This window comes from Streptomyces sp. NPDC021012 (assembly GCF_044333355.1).
Taxonomy (GTDB): Bacteria; Actinomycetota; Actinomycetes; order Streptomycetales; family Streptomycetaceae; genus Streptomyces.
This window is the reverse complement of sequence record NZ_JBIRQU010000008.1, coordinates 260,499-279,252: the sequence shown is the minus strand read 5'-3', so window position 1 is coordinate 279,252 and position 18,754 is coordinate 260,499. Positions and strand designations below refer to the sequence as shown.

18 protein-coding genes are annotated in these 18,754 nt (G+C 72.3%); 7 read left to right on the top strand and 11 right to left on the bottom strand.

Annotation, left to right across the window (positions count from 1 at the left end):
* Positions 1 to 41 precede the first annotated feature (41 nt).
* From ACH4TP_RS26685 to ACH4TP_RS26660, 6 genes are all read left to right on the top strand, one after another.
* On the top strand, positions 42 to 2,240 hold the full coding sequence (locus ACH4TP_RS26685) for a molybdopterin-dependent oxidoreductase (protein WP_398439328.1): 2,199 nt from the start codon (positions 42 to 44) through the stop codon (positions 2,238 to 2,240).
* A 148-nt stretch (positions 2,241 to 2,388) separates the two neighbouring features.
* Positions 2,389 to 3,810, top strand: a complete 1,422-nt coding sequence (locus ACH4TP_RS26680) for a CitMHS family transporter (RefSeq protein ID WP_398439327.1) — start codon at positions 2,389 to 2,391, stop codon at positions 3,808 to 3,810.
* A gap of 142 nt (positions 3,811 to 3,952) precedes the next feature.
* Positions 3,953 to 4,696: a hypothetical protein gene (locus tag ACH4TP_RS26675; protein ID WP_398439326.1), complete on the top strand. Its 744-nt coding sequence runs from the start codon at positions 3,953 to 3,955 to the stop codon at positions 4,694 to 4,696.
* Complete coding sequence (locus ACH4TP_RS26670; RefSeq protein WP_398186179.1) at positions 4,683 to 5,414, top strand: class F sortase; 732 nt, start codon at positions 4,683 to 4,685, stop codon at positions 5,412 to 5,414. The genes ACH4TP_RS26675 and ACH4TP_RS26670 overlap by 14 nt, the downstream gene beginning before the upstream one ends.
* 288 nt (positions 5,415 to 5,702) lie before the next feature.
* Positions 5,703 to 7,094, top strand: a complete 1,392-nt coding sequence (locus tag ACH4TP_RS26665; protein ID WP_398439325.1) for an aldehyde dehydrogenase family protein — start codon at positions 5,703 to 5,705, stop codon at positions 7,092 to 7,094.
* Between the two features lie 20 nt (positions 7,095 to 7,114).
* Positions 7,115 to 8,194, top strand: a complete 1,080-nt coding sequence (locus ACH4TP_RS26660; protein ID WP_398186182.1) for a Zn-dependent alcohol dehydrogenase — start codon at positions 7,115 to 7,117, stop codon at positions 8,192 to 8,194.
* A gap of 76 nt (positions 8,195 to 8,270) precedes the next feature.
* On the opposite strand, the gene ACH4TP_RS26655 is transcribed toward ACH4TP_RS26660, so the two are convergent.
* From ACH4TP_RS26655 to ACH4TP_RS26610, 10 genes are all read right to left on the bottom strand, one after another.
* The gene (locus ACH4TP_RS26655) at positions 8,271 to 9,191 is read right to left on the bottom strand and encodes a PDR/VanB family oxidoreductase (protein WP_398439324.1); all 921 of its coding nucleotides are present in this window, start codon (positions 9,189 to 9,191) and stop codon (positions 8,271 to 8,273) included.
* Between the two features lie 4 nt (positions 9,192 to 9,195).
* The gene (locus ACH4TP_RS26650; protein WP_398186186.1) at positions 9,196 to 10,647 is read right to left on the bottom strand and encodes a purine-cytosine permease family protein; all 1,452 of its coding nucleotides are present in this window, start codon (positions 10,645 to 10,647) and stop codon (positions 9,196 to 9,198) included.
* Positions 10,644 to 10,958: a Rieske (2Fe-2S) protein gene (locus tag ACH4TP_RS26645; RefSeq protein ID WP_398186189.1), complete on the bottom strand. Its 315-nt coding sequence runs from the start codon at positions 10,956 to 10,958 to the stop codon at positions 10,644 to 10,646. Before ACH4TP_RS26645 ends, ACH4TP_RS26650 begins: the two co-directional genes overlap by 4 nt.
* The gene (locus ACH4TP_RS26640) at positions 10,955 to 11,824 is read right to left on the bottom strand and encodes an iron-containing redox enzyme family protein (protein WP_389228595.1); all 870 of its coding nucleotides are present in this window, start codon (positions 11,822 to 11,824) and stop codon (positions 10,955 to 10,957) included. The genes ACH4TP_RS26645 and ACH4TP_RS26640 overlap by 4 nt, the downstream gene beginning before the upstream one ends.
* On the bottom strand, positions 11,821 to 12,627 hold the full coding sequence (locus ACH4TP_RS26635) for a dihydrodipicolinate synthase family protein (protein WP_398186192.1): 807 nt from the start codon (positions 12,625 to 12,627) through the stop codon (positions 11,821 to 11,823). Before ACH4TP_RS26635 ends, ACH4TP_RS26640 begins: the two co-directional genes overlap by 4 nt.
* A gap of 37 nt (positions 12,628 to 12,664) precedes the next feature.
* Complete coding sequence (locus ACH4TP_RS26630; RefSeq protein WP_398439323.1) at positions 12,665 to 13,204, bottom strand: DUF6190 family protein; 540 nt, start codon at positions 13,202 to 13,204, stop codon at positions 12,665 to 12,667.
* Positions 13,194 to 14,372, bottom strand: a complete 1,179-nt coding sequence (locus ACH4TP_RS26625; protein ID WP_389228586.1) for an aminotransferase class I/II-fold pyridoxal phosphate-dependent enzyme — start codon at positions 14,370 to 14,372, stop codon at positions 13,194 to 13,196. Before ACH4TP_RS26625 ends, ACH4TP_RS26630 begins: the two co-directional genes overlap by 11 nt.
* Positions 14,373 to 14,601: 229 nt before the next feature.
* A complete protein-coding gene (locus tag ACH4TP_RS26620) occupies positions 14,602 to 15,303 on the bottom strand; it encodes a DsbA family protein (RefSeq protein ID WP_398186196.1) in 702 nt (233 codons plus the stop codon).
* Positions 15,304 to 15,341: 38 nt separating this feature from the next.
* A complete protein-coding gene (locus ACH4TP_RS26615) occupies positions 15,342 to 16,142 on the bottom strand; it encodes an MBL fold metallo-hydrolase (protein ID WP_398186199.1) in 801 nt (266 codons plus the stop codon).
* 73 nt (positions 16,143 to 16,215) lie between these two features.
* A complete protein-coding gene (locus ACH4TP_RS26610; RefSeq protein WP_389228577.1) occupies positions 16,216 to 17,154 on the bottom strand; it encodes a DMT family transporter in 939 nt (312 codons plus the stop codon).
* 121 nt (positions 17,155 to 17,275) lie between these two features.
* Between ACH4TP_RS26610 and ACH4TP_RS26605 the strand changes: the two genes are divergently transcribed.
* Positions 17,276 to 17,944 (top strand): TetR/AcrR family transcriptional regulator, encoded by a 669-nt coding sequence (locus ACH4TP_RS26605; protein WP_389228575.1) that lies wholly within the window; start codon positions 17,276 to 17,278, stop codon positions 17,942 to 17,944.
* On the opposite strand, the gene ACH4TP_RS26600 is transcribed toward ACH4TP_RS26605, so the two are convergent.
* Positions 17,927 to 18,616, bottom strand: coding sequence for a TetR family transcriptional regulator (locus tag ACH4TP_RS26600; RefSeq protein WP_389228572.1), 690 nt, complete (start codon positions 18,614 to 18,616; stop codon positions 17,927 to 17,929). The genes ACH4TP_RS26605 and ACH4TP_RS26600 overlap by 18 nt on opposite strands.
* Positions 18,617 to 18,754: the final 138 nt, after the last annotated feature.

The window sequence follows — 18,754 nt, the reverse complement described above, 5'->3', positions numbered from 1 at the left end:
TCGGTATGCTCGGCGTCACCCGACGCCCCCAGGGAGACGCCATGCCCACCGCCCTGCGCATCTGCCCCCTCTGCGAAGCGACCTGCGGACTCGTCCTGACGCTCGACGGGAGCCGCGTCACCGGGGCGCGCGGCGACCGCGACGACGTCTTCAGCCAGGGGTTCATCTGCCCCAAGGGGGCCTCCTTCCCCGCCATCGACGCCGACCCCGACCGGCTCCGCACCCCGATGGTCCGCAAGGACGGCAGACTCCAGGAGGCCACCTGGGACGAGGCGTTCGACACGATCGCCGCCCGAATCCGGCCGCTCGTCGAGGAACACGGGCCGGACTCCGTGGGCATCGTCCTGGGCAACCCCAATGTGCACACGATCGCCGGCGCCCTCTACCCGCCCCTGCTGATCGGCGCGTTGCGCACCAGGAACCTCTTCACCGCGTCCACGCTCGACCAGATGCCCAAGCACGTCTCCAGCGGGCTGCTCTTCGGGGACCCCTTCGCCGTCCCCGTGCCGGACCTGGACCGCACCGACCACCTGCTGATCCTCGGGGCCAACCCGCTGGACTCCAACGGCAGCCTGTGCACCGCCCCCGACTTCCCCGGCAGGCTGAAGGCGCTGCGCCGACGCGGCGGCACCCTCACCGTCGTCGACCCCCGGCGCACCCGCACCGCCCGCCTCGCCGACCGGCACGTCGCGATCCGCCCCGGCGCCGACGCGCTGCTCCTCGCCGCCCTCGTCCACACCCTCTTCGACGAGGAGCTCACCGACCTCGGCCCGCTCGCCGCCCACGTGGAGGGCGTCGAGGAGGTACGGGCCGCGGTGCGGGAGTTCAGTCCCGAGGCGGTCGCCCCCGCCTGCGACGTGGACGCGGACACCGTGCGCGTCCTCGCCCGGGAGCTCGCCGCCGCGCCCACCGCCGCCGTCTACGGACGGATGGGCAGCTCCACCGTGGCGTACGGCAGCCTCGCCAACTGGCTCGTCGACGTCCTCAACGTCCTCACCGGCAACCTCGACCGGCCCGGCGGCGCGCTCTTCCCGCTCTCCGCCACCGCGCCCGCCCCGCGCCCCGCCGGACCGGGCAGGGGCTTCGCCCTCGGCCGCCGGCACAGCCGGGTCTCGCACCACCCCGAGGTCAAGGGCGAGTTGCCGCTCGTCGCCCTCGCCGAGGAGATCGAGACGCCGGGGGAGGGGCGCATCCGCGCGGTGATCACCGTCGCCGCGAACCCCGTCCTCTCCGCGCCCGACGGGGACCGCCTCGACGCGGCCCTCGGCTCCCTCGACCTGATGGTCGCCGTCGACCCGTACCTCAACGAGACCACCCGCCACGCCGACGTCCTGCTGCCCCCGCCGCCGCCCTCCCGGAGCGCCCACTTCGACTTCGCCTTCAACGGCTTCGCCGTCCGCGACCAGGCCCGCTACACCCCGGCGGCCGTCCCCCTCGAAGCGGACCGCATGGACGAGTGCGAGATCCACGCCCGGCTGATCCTCGCCGTGTCGGGGATGCACGGCGCCCCGCCGTCGGCCGTCGACGACCTCGCCATCGACACGACCCTCGCCAAGGCCGTGACGCAGGAGCACTCACCGGCGTACGGCGAGGATCCCAAGGAGTTCGCCGCCCGGCTCTCCGGGGTCAGTGGAGCCGAGCGGCGACTCGACCTGATGCTGCGGCTCGGCCCGTACGGCCTCACCCTCGACGAGCTGAAGGCGCACCCGCACGGCATCGACCTCGGGCCCCTGAAGCCGCGCCTGCCCGCGCTCCTCAAGACCCGCAGCGGACGGATCGAACTGTTCCCGGAGCCCCTCGCCGCCGACCTGCCCCGGCTGCGCGCCGCCCTCGACGCCGTACCGGAGCCGGGGACCCTCCAGCTGGTCGGGCGCAGGCACCTGCGGTCGAACAACAGCTGGCTGCACAACACGCCCGCCCTGGGCGGGGGGTCGAACCGCTGCACCCTCCAGGTGCATCCCGAGGACGCGGAGCGGCTCCGGCTGGTCGACGGCGGGCCGGCCAGGGTCAAGGGAGAGGGCGGTGAGCTGGAGGTGCCGGTGGAGGTCACCGACGGCGTGCGCCCGGGGGTGGTGAGCCTCCCGCACGGCTGGGGCCACGACCGGCCCGGCACCCGGCTCGCCGTGGCCTCCGCGCGCCCCGGCGTCAACGTCAACCAGCTGCTCGACGGGTCCCGGATCGACCCGCTCTCCGGGACCGCCGTGCTGAACGGGTTTCCCGTGGAGGTGTCGCCCCTGTAGGCCGCCCCTAGCGGCTACCCCCGCCGTGACCTGGGGTTTTGCTCGTATTGCTCACGCGTCAACATCTTGTTAACGACGGAACGGGGCACCTACCGTCATCCGCACCGCCGCTCGGCGGCAGTTCAAGGGTGAACGTGAGGTGTCCTCCATGCTGACCGTCCTCGGCTTCGCCATGATCGCGACCTTCCTGGTCCTGATCATGCTGAAGAAGATGTCGCCGATAGCGGCGCTCGTACTGATTCCCGCGCTGTTCTGCGTCGCGGTCGGGCAGGGGGCCCAGCTCGGCGACTACGTCATCGAAGGCGTCGGCAAGCTGGCGCCGACCGCCGCGATGCTGATGTTCGCGATCGTCTACTTCGGCGTCATGATCGACGTCGGTCTCTTCGACCCGATCGTCCGGGGCATCCTGCGCTTCTGCAAGGCGGACCCCGTGCGGGTCGTCGTGGGTACGGCGGTGCTCGCCGCGATCGTCTCCCTGGACGGCGACGGCTCCACGACCTTCATGATCACCGTCTCGGCGATGTACCCGCTCTACAAGCGGCTCAAGATGAGCCTGGTGGTCATGACGGGTGTCGCCGCCACGGCCAACGGCGTGATGAACACGCTGCCCTGGGGCGGCCCCACCGCCCGCGCGGCGACCGCGCTCAAGCTCGACGCCGCCGACATCTTCGTGCCGATGATCCCCGCGCTCGGCGTGGGCCTGCTCTTCGTCTTCGCCCTGGCGTACGTCCTCGGGCGCCGCGAGCGCAAGCGCATCGGCTACCTGACGCTCGACGAGGTCCTGGTCCCGGAGACCGACGCGGTGCTGGTCGCGGCGGGCGGGAGCAAGGGCGCGGGCAAGGACGGGCGCAAGGGCGGGGACGCGGCCGCGGCCGCGAAGGCGACGGGTGCCGCCGGCGACGCGGCCGGTGCGGGCGAGGGCGACGGGTTCCAGGGCCTCGACCCGAACCGCGCGACGCTCCGTCCCGGGCTGTACTGGTTCAACGCGGGCCTGACGGTCGCGCTGCTCGCCGCGATGATCCTCGAACTGCTGCCGATCCCGGTGCTGTTCCTCCTCGGCGCCGCCCTCGCGCTCACCGTCAACTTCCCGAAGACGGCCGAGCAGAAGGAGCGCATCGCCGCCCACGCGGACAACGTCCTGAACGTCGCCGGCATGGTCTTCGCCGCCGCCGTCTTCACCGGCGTCCTCACCGGCACGGGCATGGTCAAGCACATGGCCGACTGGCTCGTCGGCGCCATCCCCGACGGCATGGGTCCGCACATGGCCCTGGTCACCGGCGTACTGAGCCTCCCGCTCACGTACTTCATGTCGAACGACGGCTTCTACTTCGGCGTCCTGCCGGTCCTCGCGGAGGCGGGCGCGGCCCACGGCGTCTCGTCCCTGGAGATCGCCCGCGCCTCGCTGGTCGGCCAGGCCCTGCACATGTCGAGCCCGCTGGTGCCCGCCGTGTACGTGCTCGTCGGCATGGCGAAGGTGGAGTTCGGCGACCACACCAGGTTCACGGTGAAGTGGGCCGCGCTGACCTCGCTGGTCGTCCTGGCGGCGGGGATCCTGTTCGGGATCATCTGACCGAAGCGGCCCCGGAGTGGGCCGGACGGGTGGAAGTCGGAGGGTGGCGCGCCGGGGCGCCACCCTCCGTGTCCATGTTGTGACGGATAGTCGGATTATCGCAATATGCGTCCGCTGTGCTCACCACTGGAGGAACTCCACCATGACGACACCCCCCACCCGCACCCTGCTCCGCGGGGCGTTCGCCACGCTGGCGCTCGGCGCCGTGACCCTCGCGGGTGCCCCGCAGGCCTTCGCCGCGCCGGGCGACAACGGCGACGTCAAGGTCCACCGGCAGGGCACCGCCGACACCGACCGGGCCAACCAGCCCCAGGTCGGGTGCGTCTTCCGCTTCGCCGCCTTCGACTTCGACGGTCTGCAGAGCATCCAGTGGAACATCTACGCGCAGCCGGGCCTGCCGGGCAACCAGGACCCCTCGTTGAAGAACGGCAGCATCGCCGTCGACGCCAACGGCGACGGGCACACGGACGACCTCACCGGCCTGCCGTCCGGCATGTACAAGGTCGAGTGGACGTGGGTGGGCCAGAACGGCGCCGCGAAGTCGAAGGTCTTCCGGGTCGACTGCCCGCCGGACAACGGCAACGGCGGGAACGGCAACGGGGGCAACGGCAACGGGGGCAACGGCAACGGCGGTAACGGCAACGGCGGTAACGGCAACGGGGGCAACGGCAACGGCGGCAACGGGAACGGCGGCTACAGCGGCGGTCACGGCCACGGCAGGCCCCCGCACGGCCCGGTCGGCGCGGGCGGCGGCGGCAGCGCGCAGCTCGCCGCCGAGGACTCCTCCGCCTTCGGCGTCGGGGCGGCCGTCGCCGCCGGCCTCGCCGGCACGGCCGGACTCGTCCTGATCCGCCGCTCGCGCCGCCGGGACAATGGCGCCGCGTAGGTCCCGCTTCACGCGCAGACAGCGGCGCCTGCTCCGGCTCACCAGGACCGTGGTGGTGACCGTGGCCCTGGTGACCGGCGGCGTCTGGTGGGCCGGTGACGGGGAGCCGGCCGACCCGCCGCTCGCCGCCGGCCCCGCCGCTCACGCCCGGACCGGGGCGACGGCCGGAGCGCCCGCCGCCCTGGACCACAAGGCGAAGACCAGGGTGCTGCCCAAGGCCACCCCGCGGCCCGCGCCCCTGCCCGCTCCGCTGGCCCGTTCGCGTCCCGTCACGGTCGCCGTCCCGGCCATCACCATCGAGGCCCCCGTGATCGAACTCGGCCTCGACGCCACGGGACGGCTCGGCACCCCGCCCGTCGACGACCCCCGGGTCGTCGGCTGGTACGCCAAGGGGCCCGCCCCCGGCGAGCGCGGGACCGCCGTCGTCGTCGGCCACCGCGACACCCGCACCGGGCCCGCCATCTTCCTCAACCTCGACTCGCTCAGCGCCGGCAACACCGTCCGGGTCGCCCGCGCCGACGGCAAGGTCGCCGTCTTCACGGTCGACCGCGTCCGGACGTACGCGAAGAGCGACTTCCCCGACAAGGAGGTGTACGGAGCCACCGGGCGGCCCGAACTGCGGCTGCTCACCTGCGGGGGAGCCTTCGACCGCGGCAAGGGCTACGAGGCGAACATCGTGGTCTTCGCCCACCTCACGGAGATCGCCCAGAAGATCTGACCGAACGAGCCCACGCGCGCACGCCCCGGCCGACGGAACCCAGCCGCTCCGTCGGCCGGGGCGTGTTCCGGCATGTCCTGCGGGAGGGATCCGCCAGTTCCGCGGGCGTACTCCTGTGAGAGGCGCACGTGGACAGCCCGGGGGCCGGAGCGGCACGATCGAGCGGCGCCGTGGTGCGCCGCCGGGTGAGACCCGGGGCACTCCGGCGAACCCTGGCGCCAGAAAACTAACAGCGCTAGTTTGAGGCGACGAGGAAGACGCGGAACCGGCGACCCGAGGAGACAGCGGATGAAGGCCCACGACGCGATGTACATCGGCGGGGAGTGGCGCCCCGCCTCCTCGGCGGACACCATCCCGGTGATCGACCCGGCGGACGAGCGGGTCATCGCCCACGTCCCGGCCGGCACCGCCGAGGACGTCGACGCCGCCGTGCGCGCCGCCCGCGCCGCGCTCCCCGGCTGGGCCGCCACCCCGCCCGCCGAGCGCGGAGCCCGCATCGCCGCCCTCCGCGACGCGCTCGCCGCCCGCGCCGAGGAGATCGCCGCCACCGTCACCGCCGAGCTCGGCGCCCCGCCGCAGCTCGCCGCCGCCGTGCACGCCGGACTGCCGATCGCCGTCGCCGGTTCGTACGCCGAACTCGCCGCCACCCACCCCTTCGAGGAGAAGGTCGGCAACTCCACCGTCTACGCCGAGCCCGTCGGCGTCGTCGCCGCGATCACCCCCTGGAACTACCCGCTCCACCAGATCGTCGCCAAGGTCGCCCCGGCCCTCGCCGCCGGCTGCACCACGGTCCTCAAGCCCGCCGAGGACACCCCGCTCACCGCCCAGCTCTTCGCCGAGGCCGTCCACGAGGCCGGTCTCCCCGCCGGAGTGTTCAACCTGGTCACCGGCCTCGGCCCGGTCGCCGGGCAGGCGCTCGCCGAGCACCCGGACGTGGACCTCGTCTCCTTCACCGGCTCCACCGCCGTGGGCAAGAGGATCGGCGCCCTCGCGGGCGGCGCGGTCAAGCGGGTCGCCCTCGAACTCGGCGGCAAGTCCGCCAACGTGATCCTGCCGAGCGCCGACCTCCCCAAGGCCGTCGCCGTCGGCATCGCCAACGTCATGTCCAACTCCGGCCAGACGTGCAGCGCCTGGACCCGGATGCTGATCCCCGCCGACCGGTACGAGGAGGCGGTGGCGCTCGCCGCCGAGGCCGTCACCAAGTACGTCCCCGGCGAGCGCGTCGGCCCCCTCGTCAACGCCAAGCAGCAGCAGCGCGTGCGCGGCTACATCGAGAAGGGCATCGAGGAGGGCGCCCGGCTCGTCGCCGGCGGCCCCGAGGCCCCGCGCGAGACCGGCTACTACGTCTCCCCGACCGTCTTCGCCGACGTCACCCCCGAGATGACCATCGCCCAGGAGGAGATCTTCGGCCCCGTCGTCTCGCTCCTCCGGTACGAGGACGAGGACGAGGCCCTCGCCATCGCCAACGGCACCGTCTACGGCCTTGCCGGGGCCGTCTGGGGCGAGCAGGCCGAGGCCGTCGCCTTCGCCCGCCGCATGGACACCGGCCAGGTCGACATCAACGGCGGCCGCTTCAACCCGCTGGCCCCCTTCGGCGGCTACAAGCAGTCCGGCGTCGGCCGGGAGCTCGGCGCGCACGGCCTCTCCGAGTACCTCCAGACCAAGTCCCTCCAGTTCTGAGCGCAGAAGGAGCGAACAGCGTGATCCGCGCCGCCGTCCTGCCCGCCATAGGCTCCCCCCTGGAGATCACCGGCATCGAACTCCCCGAGCCCGGCCCCGGCCAGGTCCGGGTCCGGCTCGCCGCCGCCGGGGTCTGCCACTCCGACCTGTCCCTGTCCAACGGGACCATGCGCGTGCCCGTCCCGGCCGTCCTCGGCCACGAGGGCGCGGGCACCGTCGTCTCCGTCGGCGAGGGCGTCACCCACGTCGCCCCCGGCGACGGCGTCGTCCTCAACTGGGCGCCGTCCTGCGGCAGCTGCCACCCCTGCTCGCTCGGCGAGGTCTGGCTCTGCGCGAACGCCCTGACCGGCGCCGCGAACATCCACGCCCGTACCGAGGACGGCACCGAGCTCCACCCCGGGCTCAACGTCGCCGCCTTCGCCGAGGAGACGGTCGTCGCCGCGAACTGCGTGCTGCCCGTCCCCGACGGCGTGCCGCTCACCGACGCCGCCCTCCTCGGCTGCGCCGTCCTCACCGGCTGGGGCGCCGTCCACCACTCGGCCCGGGTCCGCGAGGGCGAGACCGTCGCCGTCTTCGGCGTCGGCGGAGTGGGCCTCGCCACCCTCCAGGCGGCCCGGATCGCGGGCGCGTCGACGATCGTCGCCGTGGACGTCTCCCCGGAGAAGGAGGCGCTCGCGCGGGCCGCCGGGGCCACCGAGTACGTCGTCGCCTCCGAGACCACCGCCAAGGACATCCGGAAGCTGACCGGGGGCCAGGGCGTCGACGTGGCCGTCGAGTGCGTCGGCCGCGCCGTCACCATCCGCACCGCCTGGGAGTCCACCCGGCGCGGCGGCCGCACCACGGTCGTCGGCATCGGCGGCAAGGACCAGCAGGTCACCTTCAACGCCCTGGAGCTCTTCCACTGGGGCCGCACCCTTGCCGGCTGCGTCTACGGCAACTCGAACCCGGCCCAGGACCTGCCGGTCCTCGCCGGACACATCCGGGCCGGACGCCTCGACCTCGGCGCCCTCGTCACCGAGCGGATCACCCTCGACGGCATCCCGGGCGCCTTCGAGAACATGCTCGCGGGCAAGGGAGGCCGCGCCCTCGTCGTCTTCTGACCCCCGCCGTCGACGCGCGGAAGCCCGTACCGGCACACACCGGTACGGGCTTCCGCACCTCACAGATCGAGCGACCTCACAGATCGAGCACCAGACGCCCGCCCCGCGAGCGCCCCACGCAGATCATCATCGTCGCCCCCGCGGCCTTCTCGTCCTCGCCGAGGACGGAGTCGTGGTGCTCGGGCGTCCCGGCGAGCACCTTCGTCTCACAGGTGCCGCACCAGCCCTCCTCACAGGAGTACGCCACACCCGGCACCACCTCACGCACGGTGTCGAGCAGGCTCCGACCGGCCTCCACGCGCAGAACCCGCCCGGTCCGCCGCAGCTCGACCTCGAAACCGCCCTCGCCGGAGGCCCTCTCCACCGGCGCCGCACCGAACCGCTCCTTGTGCAGCGGCCCGGCCCACCGCTCCTCCACCGCCCGCAGCAGCCCCTCGGGGCCGCAGCAGTAGACGGCCGTCGACGGGGGCAGCCCGCCGAGGACGGCGTCCAGATCGGGCAGCCCCGCCGTGTCCTGCGGGACGAGCGTGACCCCGGGGAGCGAGGAGAGCTCCTCGCGGTACGCCATGGTCGCCAGGCTCCGGCCGCCGTACAGCAGGGACCAGGACCCCGGCGGCAGGGAACGGACCATCGGCAGCAGCGGGGTGATGCCGATGCCGCCCGCGACGAACAGGTACCGCTCGGCCGGCACCAGCGGGAACCGGTTGAACGGGCCCCGGACCTCCAGGACCGTGCCCTCCCCGACGGAGGTGTGGACCTCCTCCGAGCCGCCCCGGCCCCCGGGCTCCCGCAGCACCCCGAGCCGGTACGTGCTCCGGTCCGCCGGGTCGCCGCAGAGCGAGTAGTGCCGGACCGCGCCGGACGGCAGCGTCACCTCCAGATGGGCGCCGGGCTCCCAGGGCGCGAGTGCGGCGCCCGCGGGATCCGCCAGGACCAGCCCCCGTACGCCCTCCGCCTCCTCCACGACCGAGCGGACGGTCAGCAGGACTGCGGTCATGGCATCACCTCGAAGTCGGGGTCGGCGGAAGGAGCGGCTCCGGCCACACCCGGCACAGCGCCCCGTACAGCGCGGCGGAGACCACGAAGGAGGCCGGCAGGCTCAGGTCCACCCCGCCGGTGAGGCCGGTCAACGGACCGGTGTACAGCGGGTTGTTGACCCAGAGGACGCCCACGAACGAACCCGCCGCGAAGGCCGTGGCGGCCCTCGGGTTGACCCCGCCCGTGTACCAGTACCGTCCGCCGCCGCCCGTGGTGAACGCGCGCAGCGCCTCCGCGTCGTACCGGCCCCGGTGGAACGCGTACCCGACGAGGAGCACGGCCGCCCACGGGGCCACGACCGTGAGCAGCAGCGTCACGAACGCCGACATGGCGTCCATCGCGTCGTACACCACCGCCCCGAGGTACAGCACGGCCGCCGCGAGCAGCGCCACCACGGTGGTCACGGCCGCCCGCGAGGAGCGCCAGAACACCGAGTTGGCGGAGAGCCCGGCCGCGTACAGGCAGAGCCCGGCCTGCGGGAGGGTGCCCGCGAAGCCGAAGACGACCACCGCCACCGCGAACCAGCCCGGCACCGCGTCCGTCAGCCCCTGCAGCCACGGCTCGTCGGGCACGGGGAACAGCGTCGTCACGTACGCGCCGGTGAGCAGCGCGGCGAGACTGCTGAGGAACATCGAGATCCCGCTCGCCCGCACCACCCGGCCCGTGCGGGTGGAGGCCGGCATGTAGCGGGTGTAGTCGCCCTGGAAGGTGGCGTACGACAGGGGCACGGTCGCCGACGCGGTCGCCGCGAGCAGCCAGGTGTGCAGGGTGCTGTCGAGCGCCAGCGGCCCACCCGCGTACCCCGGGTCGAACTGCGGGGCGAGCACGAGCGCGGTGCCGAGGAGGACCGCCCCGCCGGTGACCGCCGTGATCCGGTACGTGCGGACCAGCGTCTCGTGGCCGCGCACGGCGACCAGCGCGACCGCCGCCGCCGTCACGAACATCGCGACGGTCAGCGCGCCCGGACCCGTCGGCGTGGAGAGCAGCCGGTGCCCCGCGACCATGACGGCCGTGCCGCCCGTCCACACGGCGATCGCGAAGAAGCCGAGCGCCGTCACCACCGTGATGGTGTTGCCGACGACCCTGCCCCGCACGCCGAAGTGCGCCCCGCTCGACACCGGATCGTTGGTGCCGGTGCGGACGCCGAACCGGGCGAGCGGCGCGAGCAGCGCCGTCCCCACGGCGACGCCCGCCGCGATCGCGGTCGCCGACGACCACCAGCCCAGACCGAAGACCACGGGCAGCGCGCCCAGCACCACCGTGCCGAACGAGAACTGCGCGGAGGGCCAGATCCAGCCGAAGTCGCCCGGCGTCGAGGTGCGCTCCGCCTCGGGCACCGGCGCGATGCCGTCGTGGTCGACCGCCGCACGGGGCGGCGTCACGGTGGACGCCGCCCCGGTCGGTGTGGTGGTCATGAGGCGCCCCCGGAGAGGACCTCGGGACGCCCGTCCTGGCCGGGCAGCACGTCGACCACCCGGAGGGCGGCGCAGGCCGCCCCCGAGAGCCGCTCGCCGCTGGTCAGGTCGAAGGTCGTGTGGTGCAGGGGGCAGGTGATCCGCAGCCTGTCCCCGTCGACCCTGCCGTACTTGAGCCGGCCCCCGCGGTGGGGGCAGAGGGCGGCCGCGAGGACCTTGCGGCCGCCGACCTCGACCAGGACCAGGTCCTCGGTCACCTGGCGGACGACGGGCTCGTCGGAGCCCCGCCGCCCGGCGGGCACGGCCGTCATGCGACGGTCTCCCGCGCCCGCGCGATCGCCGTCTCCGTCGCCTCGCCGACGATGTCGGAGGCCAGCCGCACGCCCGCCCAGATCTTCGCGAAGTCCGGCTCGTCGAGCGCCCGGATCGCCGTACGCATGTGATTGCTGTGGTACGAGTCGATGTACAGGTGCTCGGTGTAGTAGGCGTCCTTGACGATCCCCAGGCGCCGCGCCGCGCGGGCGAAGCTCTGGAAGGCGTACAGGACGCTGGTCTCGAAGTAGGCGTACGCCCCCAGGAAGTACTGGGGAGACGAGGCCCGGCTCGCCAGCCAGTGGAACATGTTGACGTACGCGTAACACTCCGGGGCCGTCTCGTCGAGGTAGTCGTCGAGCTCCAGGCTCAGACCGAGCTCGGTGAGCAGGTCCCGGTAGAGCTGGGAGTGCGCCTTCTCCTCGTTGCCGCAGCCGAGTTCGTCGATGAGGACCCGGAAGACCGCCATCGCCGAGCGGTACGGCAGCCGGGGGACGACCGGCAGCAGCGACTCGGACTCGGTGAGCCCGTCGAGCGCGAACTGCCGCACGACCACCTTGAACTGGTCGAGCGTGGCGTGTTCGGCGAGGAAGGTCGCGCTCTCCGGGAGCGCGGCCTCCTCCTCGGCGAGGAACTCCTTGAGCGCCTGGAGCAGTTCGCCGGCCGAGTCGAAGTGCGGGGCGGAGGCCTCGTAGGCCCGCGCCTTCGGCAGGATCCACCGCTCCTCGATCGCGGTCATCGAACCGTAGTCGCCGAGGTTGGGCACCCGCCGGTAGAGGGTGTGGAGTTCGCGCTGGGAGGTCGCGGCCGGGGCCGCGACCGAGTGCGCGGCCACCGGAACCGCGGAGGCGGGGGTGGTGCTCATGCCGCCTTCGCCTCCTCGTGCGTGGTGGGGGAGCTGATGACGCCGCGCGCGTGGAGTTCCTTCTTGACCCAGCGGTACCAGTCGTCGAGGAAGACGCCGTACTTCTCGCAGACGGTGTTGATCTCGGCCTGGCGGTCCGGGGTCGGGTCGACCAGCATCGCGTTGCACAGGCCGGGTTCCAGGTTGGCCAGCGGGCCGATGAAGCCCTGGATGCCGCGGGCGTCGACGAGGAGGTTCTCCCAGCCCTCGAAGACCGGGATGCCGGTGCCGGCCTCGGCCATCCGGCGGGTGAAGGCGGCGTCGCCGCTCGACTCCTTGATGCCGACGATCCCGGGGATCTCCTTGCAGATCCGGATCAGGGTCTCGAACTCGATGCGATTGCCCGACAGCGCCTCCTCGTTGTAGAGGAAGATCGGTATGTCGAGGGCCGCGCGGATCGCCTGGTAGTGCTCGACGATCTGGTCCTGCGTCACGTCGGCGCCGAACGGCGTGGTGACGACGACGGCGTCGGCGCCGATCTCGGCCGCCGTGCGGGCCCGGTCGATCACCGAGGCGGTGTCGGGGAGCTGGATGCCGGCGAGGACGGGCAGGCCGTCGGCGTGCTTCACGGTGTACGTGACGACGTCCTGCCACTGGCGGGCGTCGAGCTTCCAGCCCTCGCCGGAGGTCAGGGCCGGCATGAGGCCCGTGACCTCGGCCCGGATGTGGTCCAGGAGGCGGACCACGCTCTGCTCGTCGACGGTGCCGTGCTCGTCGAGCGGGGTGATCAGCGGGACGACGGTCCCGGAGTAGGTGTCAGGCATGAGTGGGGTGCCCTTCGCAAGGTGTTCAGAAGGTGTGTCAGAGGGAGTCGGAGTCGACCTTCAGCACCAGCGAGCGCTGGTACAGGTCCTCCAGGTACGCGGGGAAGGCGGGCTCGGCGCCGGCGTCGACCGGCACGACGGGCAGGCCGTCGGCCGCCTTCAGGAGCCGGGGGCTCGCCGTGTGCAGCACGCCTCCCCGGCCGATGACCTGGGCGAGCAGCAGGCGTTCGTGCGCGGGCAGGCCGTCGAGCTCGGGGGCGGTGAACGCCCGCCGGACGTCGTCCTCGTCGTACGGGATCCGGTCGATGGCCAGGTCGGTGTGGAGGACGTCCATGAAGGGGTAGTACTCGTCCTGCACCAGCCGCTCGTAGCCCCAGACGAGGTCGTCGCAGCGGCCGACCTGCTCCCAGCTCATGACGACCCGGCCGGCGTCCCCGGCGGCCAGCCGGCCGGCGAAGAAGGCCTTGGCGCCGGTCCGGACCGCGTCGTCCCGGCTGTGCATGCCCATGAAGAGGGTGGCGTCGATGAACACCGTGGGGGAGTGCTCGGCCGCCTCGGGGGTGGTGTCAGGCCTCATAGCGCTCGAGCACCTTCCGCATCCGCTCCATCGCGCCGGCGAAGACCTCGGGCTCGCGGGCCAGGGCGAGGCGGACGAAGCGCTCGCCCTTCTCCTTGGTGTTCCAGTAGAAGAAGGTGCCCGGCAGGACGTACACCTCCTCGTCGAAGAGGACGGCCTGGAGCTGGGTGGCGGTCAGGTGCTCCGGCTTGATGCGGAACCAGGCGACGCTGGTGCCGACGACCGGCTCCTGGAACTCCAGGACGGTGCCGTCGAGGGCGGCGCGGGCGGTGTCGCCGTTGGTCTTGATGATGTCGCGGACCGAGGCGAAGCCGTCCTCGATGGAGTCCTCGATGTACTGCGTGACCATGTTGAGGACGAAGGGCGACACGTTCAGCAGGACGCTGGTGTGGAGGTTGTAGACCTCCTCCTGGATGTCCCGGCTGGCGGTGATCATGGCGCACTTGGCGTCCTGGATCGGCCAGGTCTTGCCGGTGTCCTCCATGACCATGTAGGTCACGCCGGACTCCTCCAGGAGCTTGTAGATGTCCACCCGGCCGATGCCCTCGTCGCAGAGCGCGAAGGAGGCGAAGCAGAAGTCCATCACCAGGACCTTGTCGTGGTCGACGCAGTAGCGCACGACCTCGGCGAAGCCCTCCAGCTTCTCGGCGAGCAGGGTGAAGCCGGTCGGGTTGTTCGGGTCGACCAGGTAGATCGCGTCCGCGTCGATCGACTCGACCAGGCGGTCGTAGATGGCGTCCTTGTCGTGCAGCACCGACTCGTCGACCGGTCCGAGCGGCACCTGCATGTTGCGCAGCAGGTCGACCAGGTTGTCGAAGCAGGGCTCCACCAGCTGCACGGACATCCCGCGCTGCTTGAGGAACATGCCGGCGACCATCGTGGAGACGCTGGCGGAGTACGAGAGGAGCGTCCGGTCCATCGCCCGGGCGGTGGGCTGCTGGTGCAGGCGGAAGAAGGCGTCGACGAACTGGCGCTCGAAGTGGGCCTGCTGCTTCGACTCGGACTCGTGCCAGAGCTCGGGGAGCCGCGAGACGATCCGCTCCTGCGAGACGGACTGACGCTGGTGGGTGTGGGCGTCGGCCAGGTTGAAACGGGTCTTCAGGGCCTCGATCTCGTGCTGGGTGAGGTCGACGAAAGTGCTGACATCTGCCTTGTCGGTCAACGACATGAGAACTCCTGCTGTCGATTCGAAAGTCCACCGGAATTCCGGCGGCATAAACGACTGTAGGAGCTTCGGGCGGCCTTGCGAATAACGGCGGGGTCACGCAATTAATAATTACCGCGATGTTTTGCGGGGCAAAAAAAGGAACGACGTCCAGGCATTCCGCTATTGGAATGCCTGAACGTCGTTCCTGATATTCGGCCGCCGTCGGCGGCTTTTCGATCCGTTCCGTGATCTATTCAGTGGCGGCCCGCAGCAGGATGTCCTCGTACACCTTCGGGTCGTCCGAGGCGATGACCGGCCAGCCGATGCCGTAGGCCCCCTCCCAGCCCACGTCGATGCCGGGGTTGGCGTGGTCGGAGCCGTCGGGCAGGAACAGGTGGGGGCTGCAGTTCACGCGGTCGCTCTTGGACAGCGCGGCCTGGTCGGAGAGGGCCCGGCGGGCCCGTCCGTCGTCCAGCGCCTCGGTCAGGGCGTCGACGTCGACGGCGCCCGTCTCCGCGGCCACGTCCAGGATCACCTTGCGGTGGCTGATGCAGCGCGACTCGGCCCAGAAGGCCCGGCGCAGCCCGAGGTCGAGCTGCTCGGAGGCGTTCAGGCTCTGTTCCTTGGCGGCGAGCACCGCCTCCAGGGCGGGCAGCGTCGTCGAGGGGTACAGCCAGTCCTTGGCCTGCCACAGCTGCCAGCCGGCGGCCGGCTCCAGGCTGGCCATCCGGGCGACCTCGCTGTCCGTGCCGGGGCGCGGGCTCGGGGCGTCGTTCAGCAGTTCCAGGGGGAAGGCGCGCAGGTCGAAGGCGACCTGCTCCTCCAGGCCGAGGCGGGCCCGGGTGGCGTGCAGCCGGTGGATGGCGATGTGCGCGAAGGAACACCAGATGTCGGAGAAGACGGTGACGACTCCGCGCGGCGGGGTCAGATCGGCGGTGGTCGGGTCGGACATGGTTCTCCTCGGTTCGGGTGCGCGGGCGGGAGCGGGGCTCAGCCGGCGGTGGACTCGTGGGCGTCCAGCGCGGCCTCGAGGTCGAGGTCGGCGCCGGGCAGCCAGGCGGGCAGGGACGGGATGCGGGCCATCGCGTCGAAGAGGCGGGGTACGGCGGCCTCCTCGACGGTCGGCCCGTGGGCGCTGAGCAGCCGTGCGGGGCGCAGGGCGGCCAGCTCGTGCACGGGGCGGAGGAACTTCGCCTCGTCGACCAGGGCGGTCCACGGGGCTATGGCACGGTTCAGCACTTCGAAGCCGTGCAGGAATTCCTCCTCGGAAAGGTCGGTGAAGTCCTGGCGAATTTCTTCGACGACGGTGCCGAAGCTGTCGGAGCTGTAGAGCGTTCCATCGGAGTGGTCGAACACGGCGAGGGTTCCCGGTGAATCGAAGGTGGGAGGTCGGTGAAAACTCAGTTCGCGATCACCGACTTTCACTCGACTACCCGGGTTCGCGGTTACTACCCGCTCCTCGGGAATGCTGAACTCTTCTGATATTCGCGTCACTGATATCGCGTTGGCGAGGACCTTCGCATGCGGCGCGGCCCGGAGGATTCCGGCGAGTGCGCCGGTGTGGTCGCGGTCGTCGTGGGTGACGACGACCCAGCGCAGATCGGCCGGGTCGATCAGCGACCAGAGGGAGTCCAGGAAGCCCTCCCGGTCGACGGGCATGCCGGTGTCCACGAGGAGCGGCTGTCCGGACCGTACGAGGAAGGCGTTCACCGGCTGGTCGCCGAGGCCCGGGATGGGCAGGGCCGAGGGGAGGACGTGGATGTCCGGCCCGGCGGTGTAGGGCGTCTTCATGAGCGGCCTTTCGTGAGGCGCCGATCGGGCCGGGGCCCCCGGGCGCCGGGCCCGGGGGAGGTGCCGGCCTCGGTCAGACGAGCTGGATGGTCAGGGAGCCGGCGATCAGCAGGGCGAGGCCCAGGGCGCGCGGCTTGGTCAGGGAGCGCTGCGGGAGCTTGAACAGGCCCTTGTGGTCGATCAGCGCCGAGGTCAGCTGCTGCCCGGTCACGGTGAGGGCGATGGTCACGGCCGCGCCGATGGTCGGGATGAGCAGGAAGGTGCCGGTCACGTACGCGGCGGCGCAGGCGCCACCGAGCCAGCCCCACCAGGGCATCTTCTTCAGCGGGGCGATCTGGGGCTTCGGGGTCCTGCGGGTGAAGTACAGGACGAGCAGGACGATCGCGATGGTGAGGGTCGCGACGGCGAAGCTGATCACGGCGACGGTGATGGGCTCCTTGAGCTGGGCGCGCAGCTGGGCGTTGACCGCGCCCTGCACCGGCAGGACGCCACCGGCGACGATGCCGAGGACGAGCCAGCCGACGCGGCCGGCGGCGGACATCTTGGGGGCGCCGGGAGGGGCCGCGGCCTTCATGCCCCGGATGATCACGACGATGCCCGCGAGGACGGCGAGGGCGCCGAGGACGATGCCGACGCTCAGCTCCTTCTGCTTCAGGCCGAGGAGGCCGAAGAGGTCGAGGGCGAGCGAGGAGAACATCTGGCCGGTCACGAAGAGTCCGACGGCGGCGAGGGCGCCGAGCCGTGGGAACAGCAGGATGCCGCTGGTGATGTAGAGGGGGCTGGCGAGCCCGCCGAGCAGCTGCCACCACTCCACGTCGGGCAGCTTGCCGAGCGCGCCGAGCGCGCCGGCGGCCACCGCGAGCACGACGAGCAGCGTGGTGGCCACGCCGAGCTGGATGGTCGAGGCCCCGTACGGGGTGCCGACGGCCGAGTTGAGCTGGAGGTTTACCGAGGCCTGGACGGCCAGGAGGCAGCCGACCAGCAGGGCCGCGGCGAGGAGCGCGGTGTGCATCTGGATCTCCCTGGGACGGGATGGGAGCGGACAAGTGGACACTGAGTCCGTTTAGGATGCCATGAAACCTAGCAAGCGGACAAGCTGTCCACTTAGCCTCGGGGGAAGTAAGGTCTGATTCATGAGCGAGGAAGAGCAGCGGGCCCGTGGAGCCGCCCCCGTGCACCTGGTCGGCGGGCTCCTCGGCGATCTCCAGGCCGCGGACGAGCAGCCGGTCGCCCCGCGCAGACGCGCGGACGCGGAGCGCAACCGTGCCCAGATCCTGGCCGCGGCCGAGCGGCTCTTCGCGGAGCAGGATCCGCGGACGGTCACCATGGGGGAGATCGCCAAGGCCGCGGGCGTGGGCCGCGCCACGCTGTACCGGAGCTTCCCCGACCCGTCCTCGGTCGCCGTGGCGCTGCTCGACGAGCACGAGCGCCGGCTGCAGGGGCAGCTCATCTACGGGCCCCCGCCGCTCGGCCCCGGCGCGCCGGCGGGGGAGCGGCTCGCGGCGTTCTACCTGGCGATGCTCGATCTGCTCGAACGGCATCTGCCGCTGGCGCTGGGGGCGGAGACCGGCCCCGCGCGGTTCCGGACGGGCGCGTACGGCTTCTGGCGCGTCCACGTCCGGACCCTGCTGGTCGACCACGGGACCGAGGACCCGGACCCGCTGATCGACATCGCGCTCAGTCCGCTGTCACCCGAGCTCTACCAGTTCCAGCGGCACCAGCTCGGCCTGTCGACCGAGCGCATCGGACGTTCGCTGGCGGCCTTCGCGCGCCAGCTGCTGCGGTCAGGAGGCGGTCGCTGACCTGCCCTTCGGCGGGGCCGGGACCGGCCGGGCCGGCGTCGGGTGGACGAGCCCGGGCAGGATCAACTCCCAGATGCGGCCCAGCCGTTCCTCGGCGGACTCCTGCAGGGCGCCGCTCTCGGCGGGCCAGGAACCGTCGGCGGGCGCGCTCGGGCGCCGCATCTCCAGTTCGACCCCGGTGATCACATAGCCGATCAGGGCCGCGACCGCCCTCGCGTCCACCCCGGGCCGCAGGGCCTGCTCCGCCACCGCGTACCGCGCCAGCCGGCACACCTCGCGCCGCCAGGGGCAGTCCTGCCCGAGCCCGGGGGCCGTCGGCTGGAGCTCGCGGGCGAGGCGCTCGCCCGCCCGCGCCACCGGGTCGGTCTCGAAGAGCCGGATCAGCGCGTGGGTCGTGATGACCAGCTTGTCGATCGCGGTGCCGCCCACGCCCTCCGTGGACAGGCAGGCCGACTCGACCGTGATCCGGGTGACCGCGCGGGCCCTCCCGCGCACCGCGGTCGCCAGTTCGGGCTTGGTCGCGAAGTGGAAGACGAGGGCGCCGGTGGTCACCCGGGCCTCGCCGGCGATCCGGGCCAGGGAGGCCCGCTCGTAGCCCATCCTGTCGAAGACCCGGGCGGCCGCCGACAGGATCTCCTGCTTCGTCCGCTCGGCCCGCTGCTGAATCGCCATGAGATCCCCCGTGGACTCGCGAGAAGGCGCCGGAGCGTCACGTTCCGGCCGCACCTGTGACCGACTCGAAAATATCCGGCCGGAGAGCGGCGAAACGTAGCCCCTCGGCCGCGCGGCCGGAACTGGGGCTTGACGGGC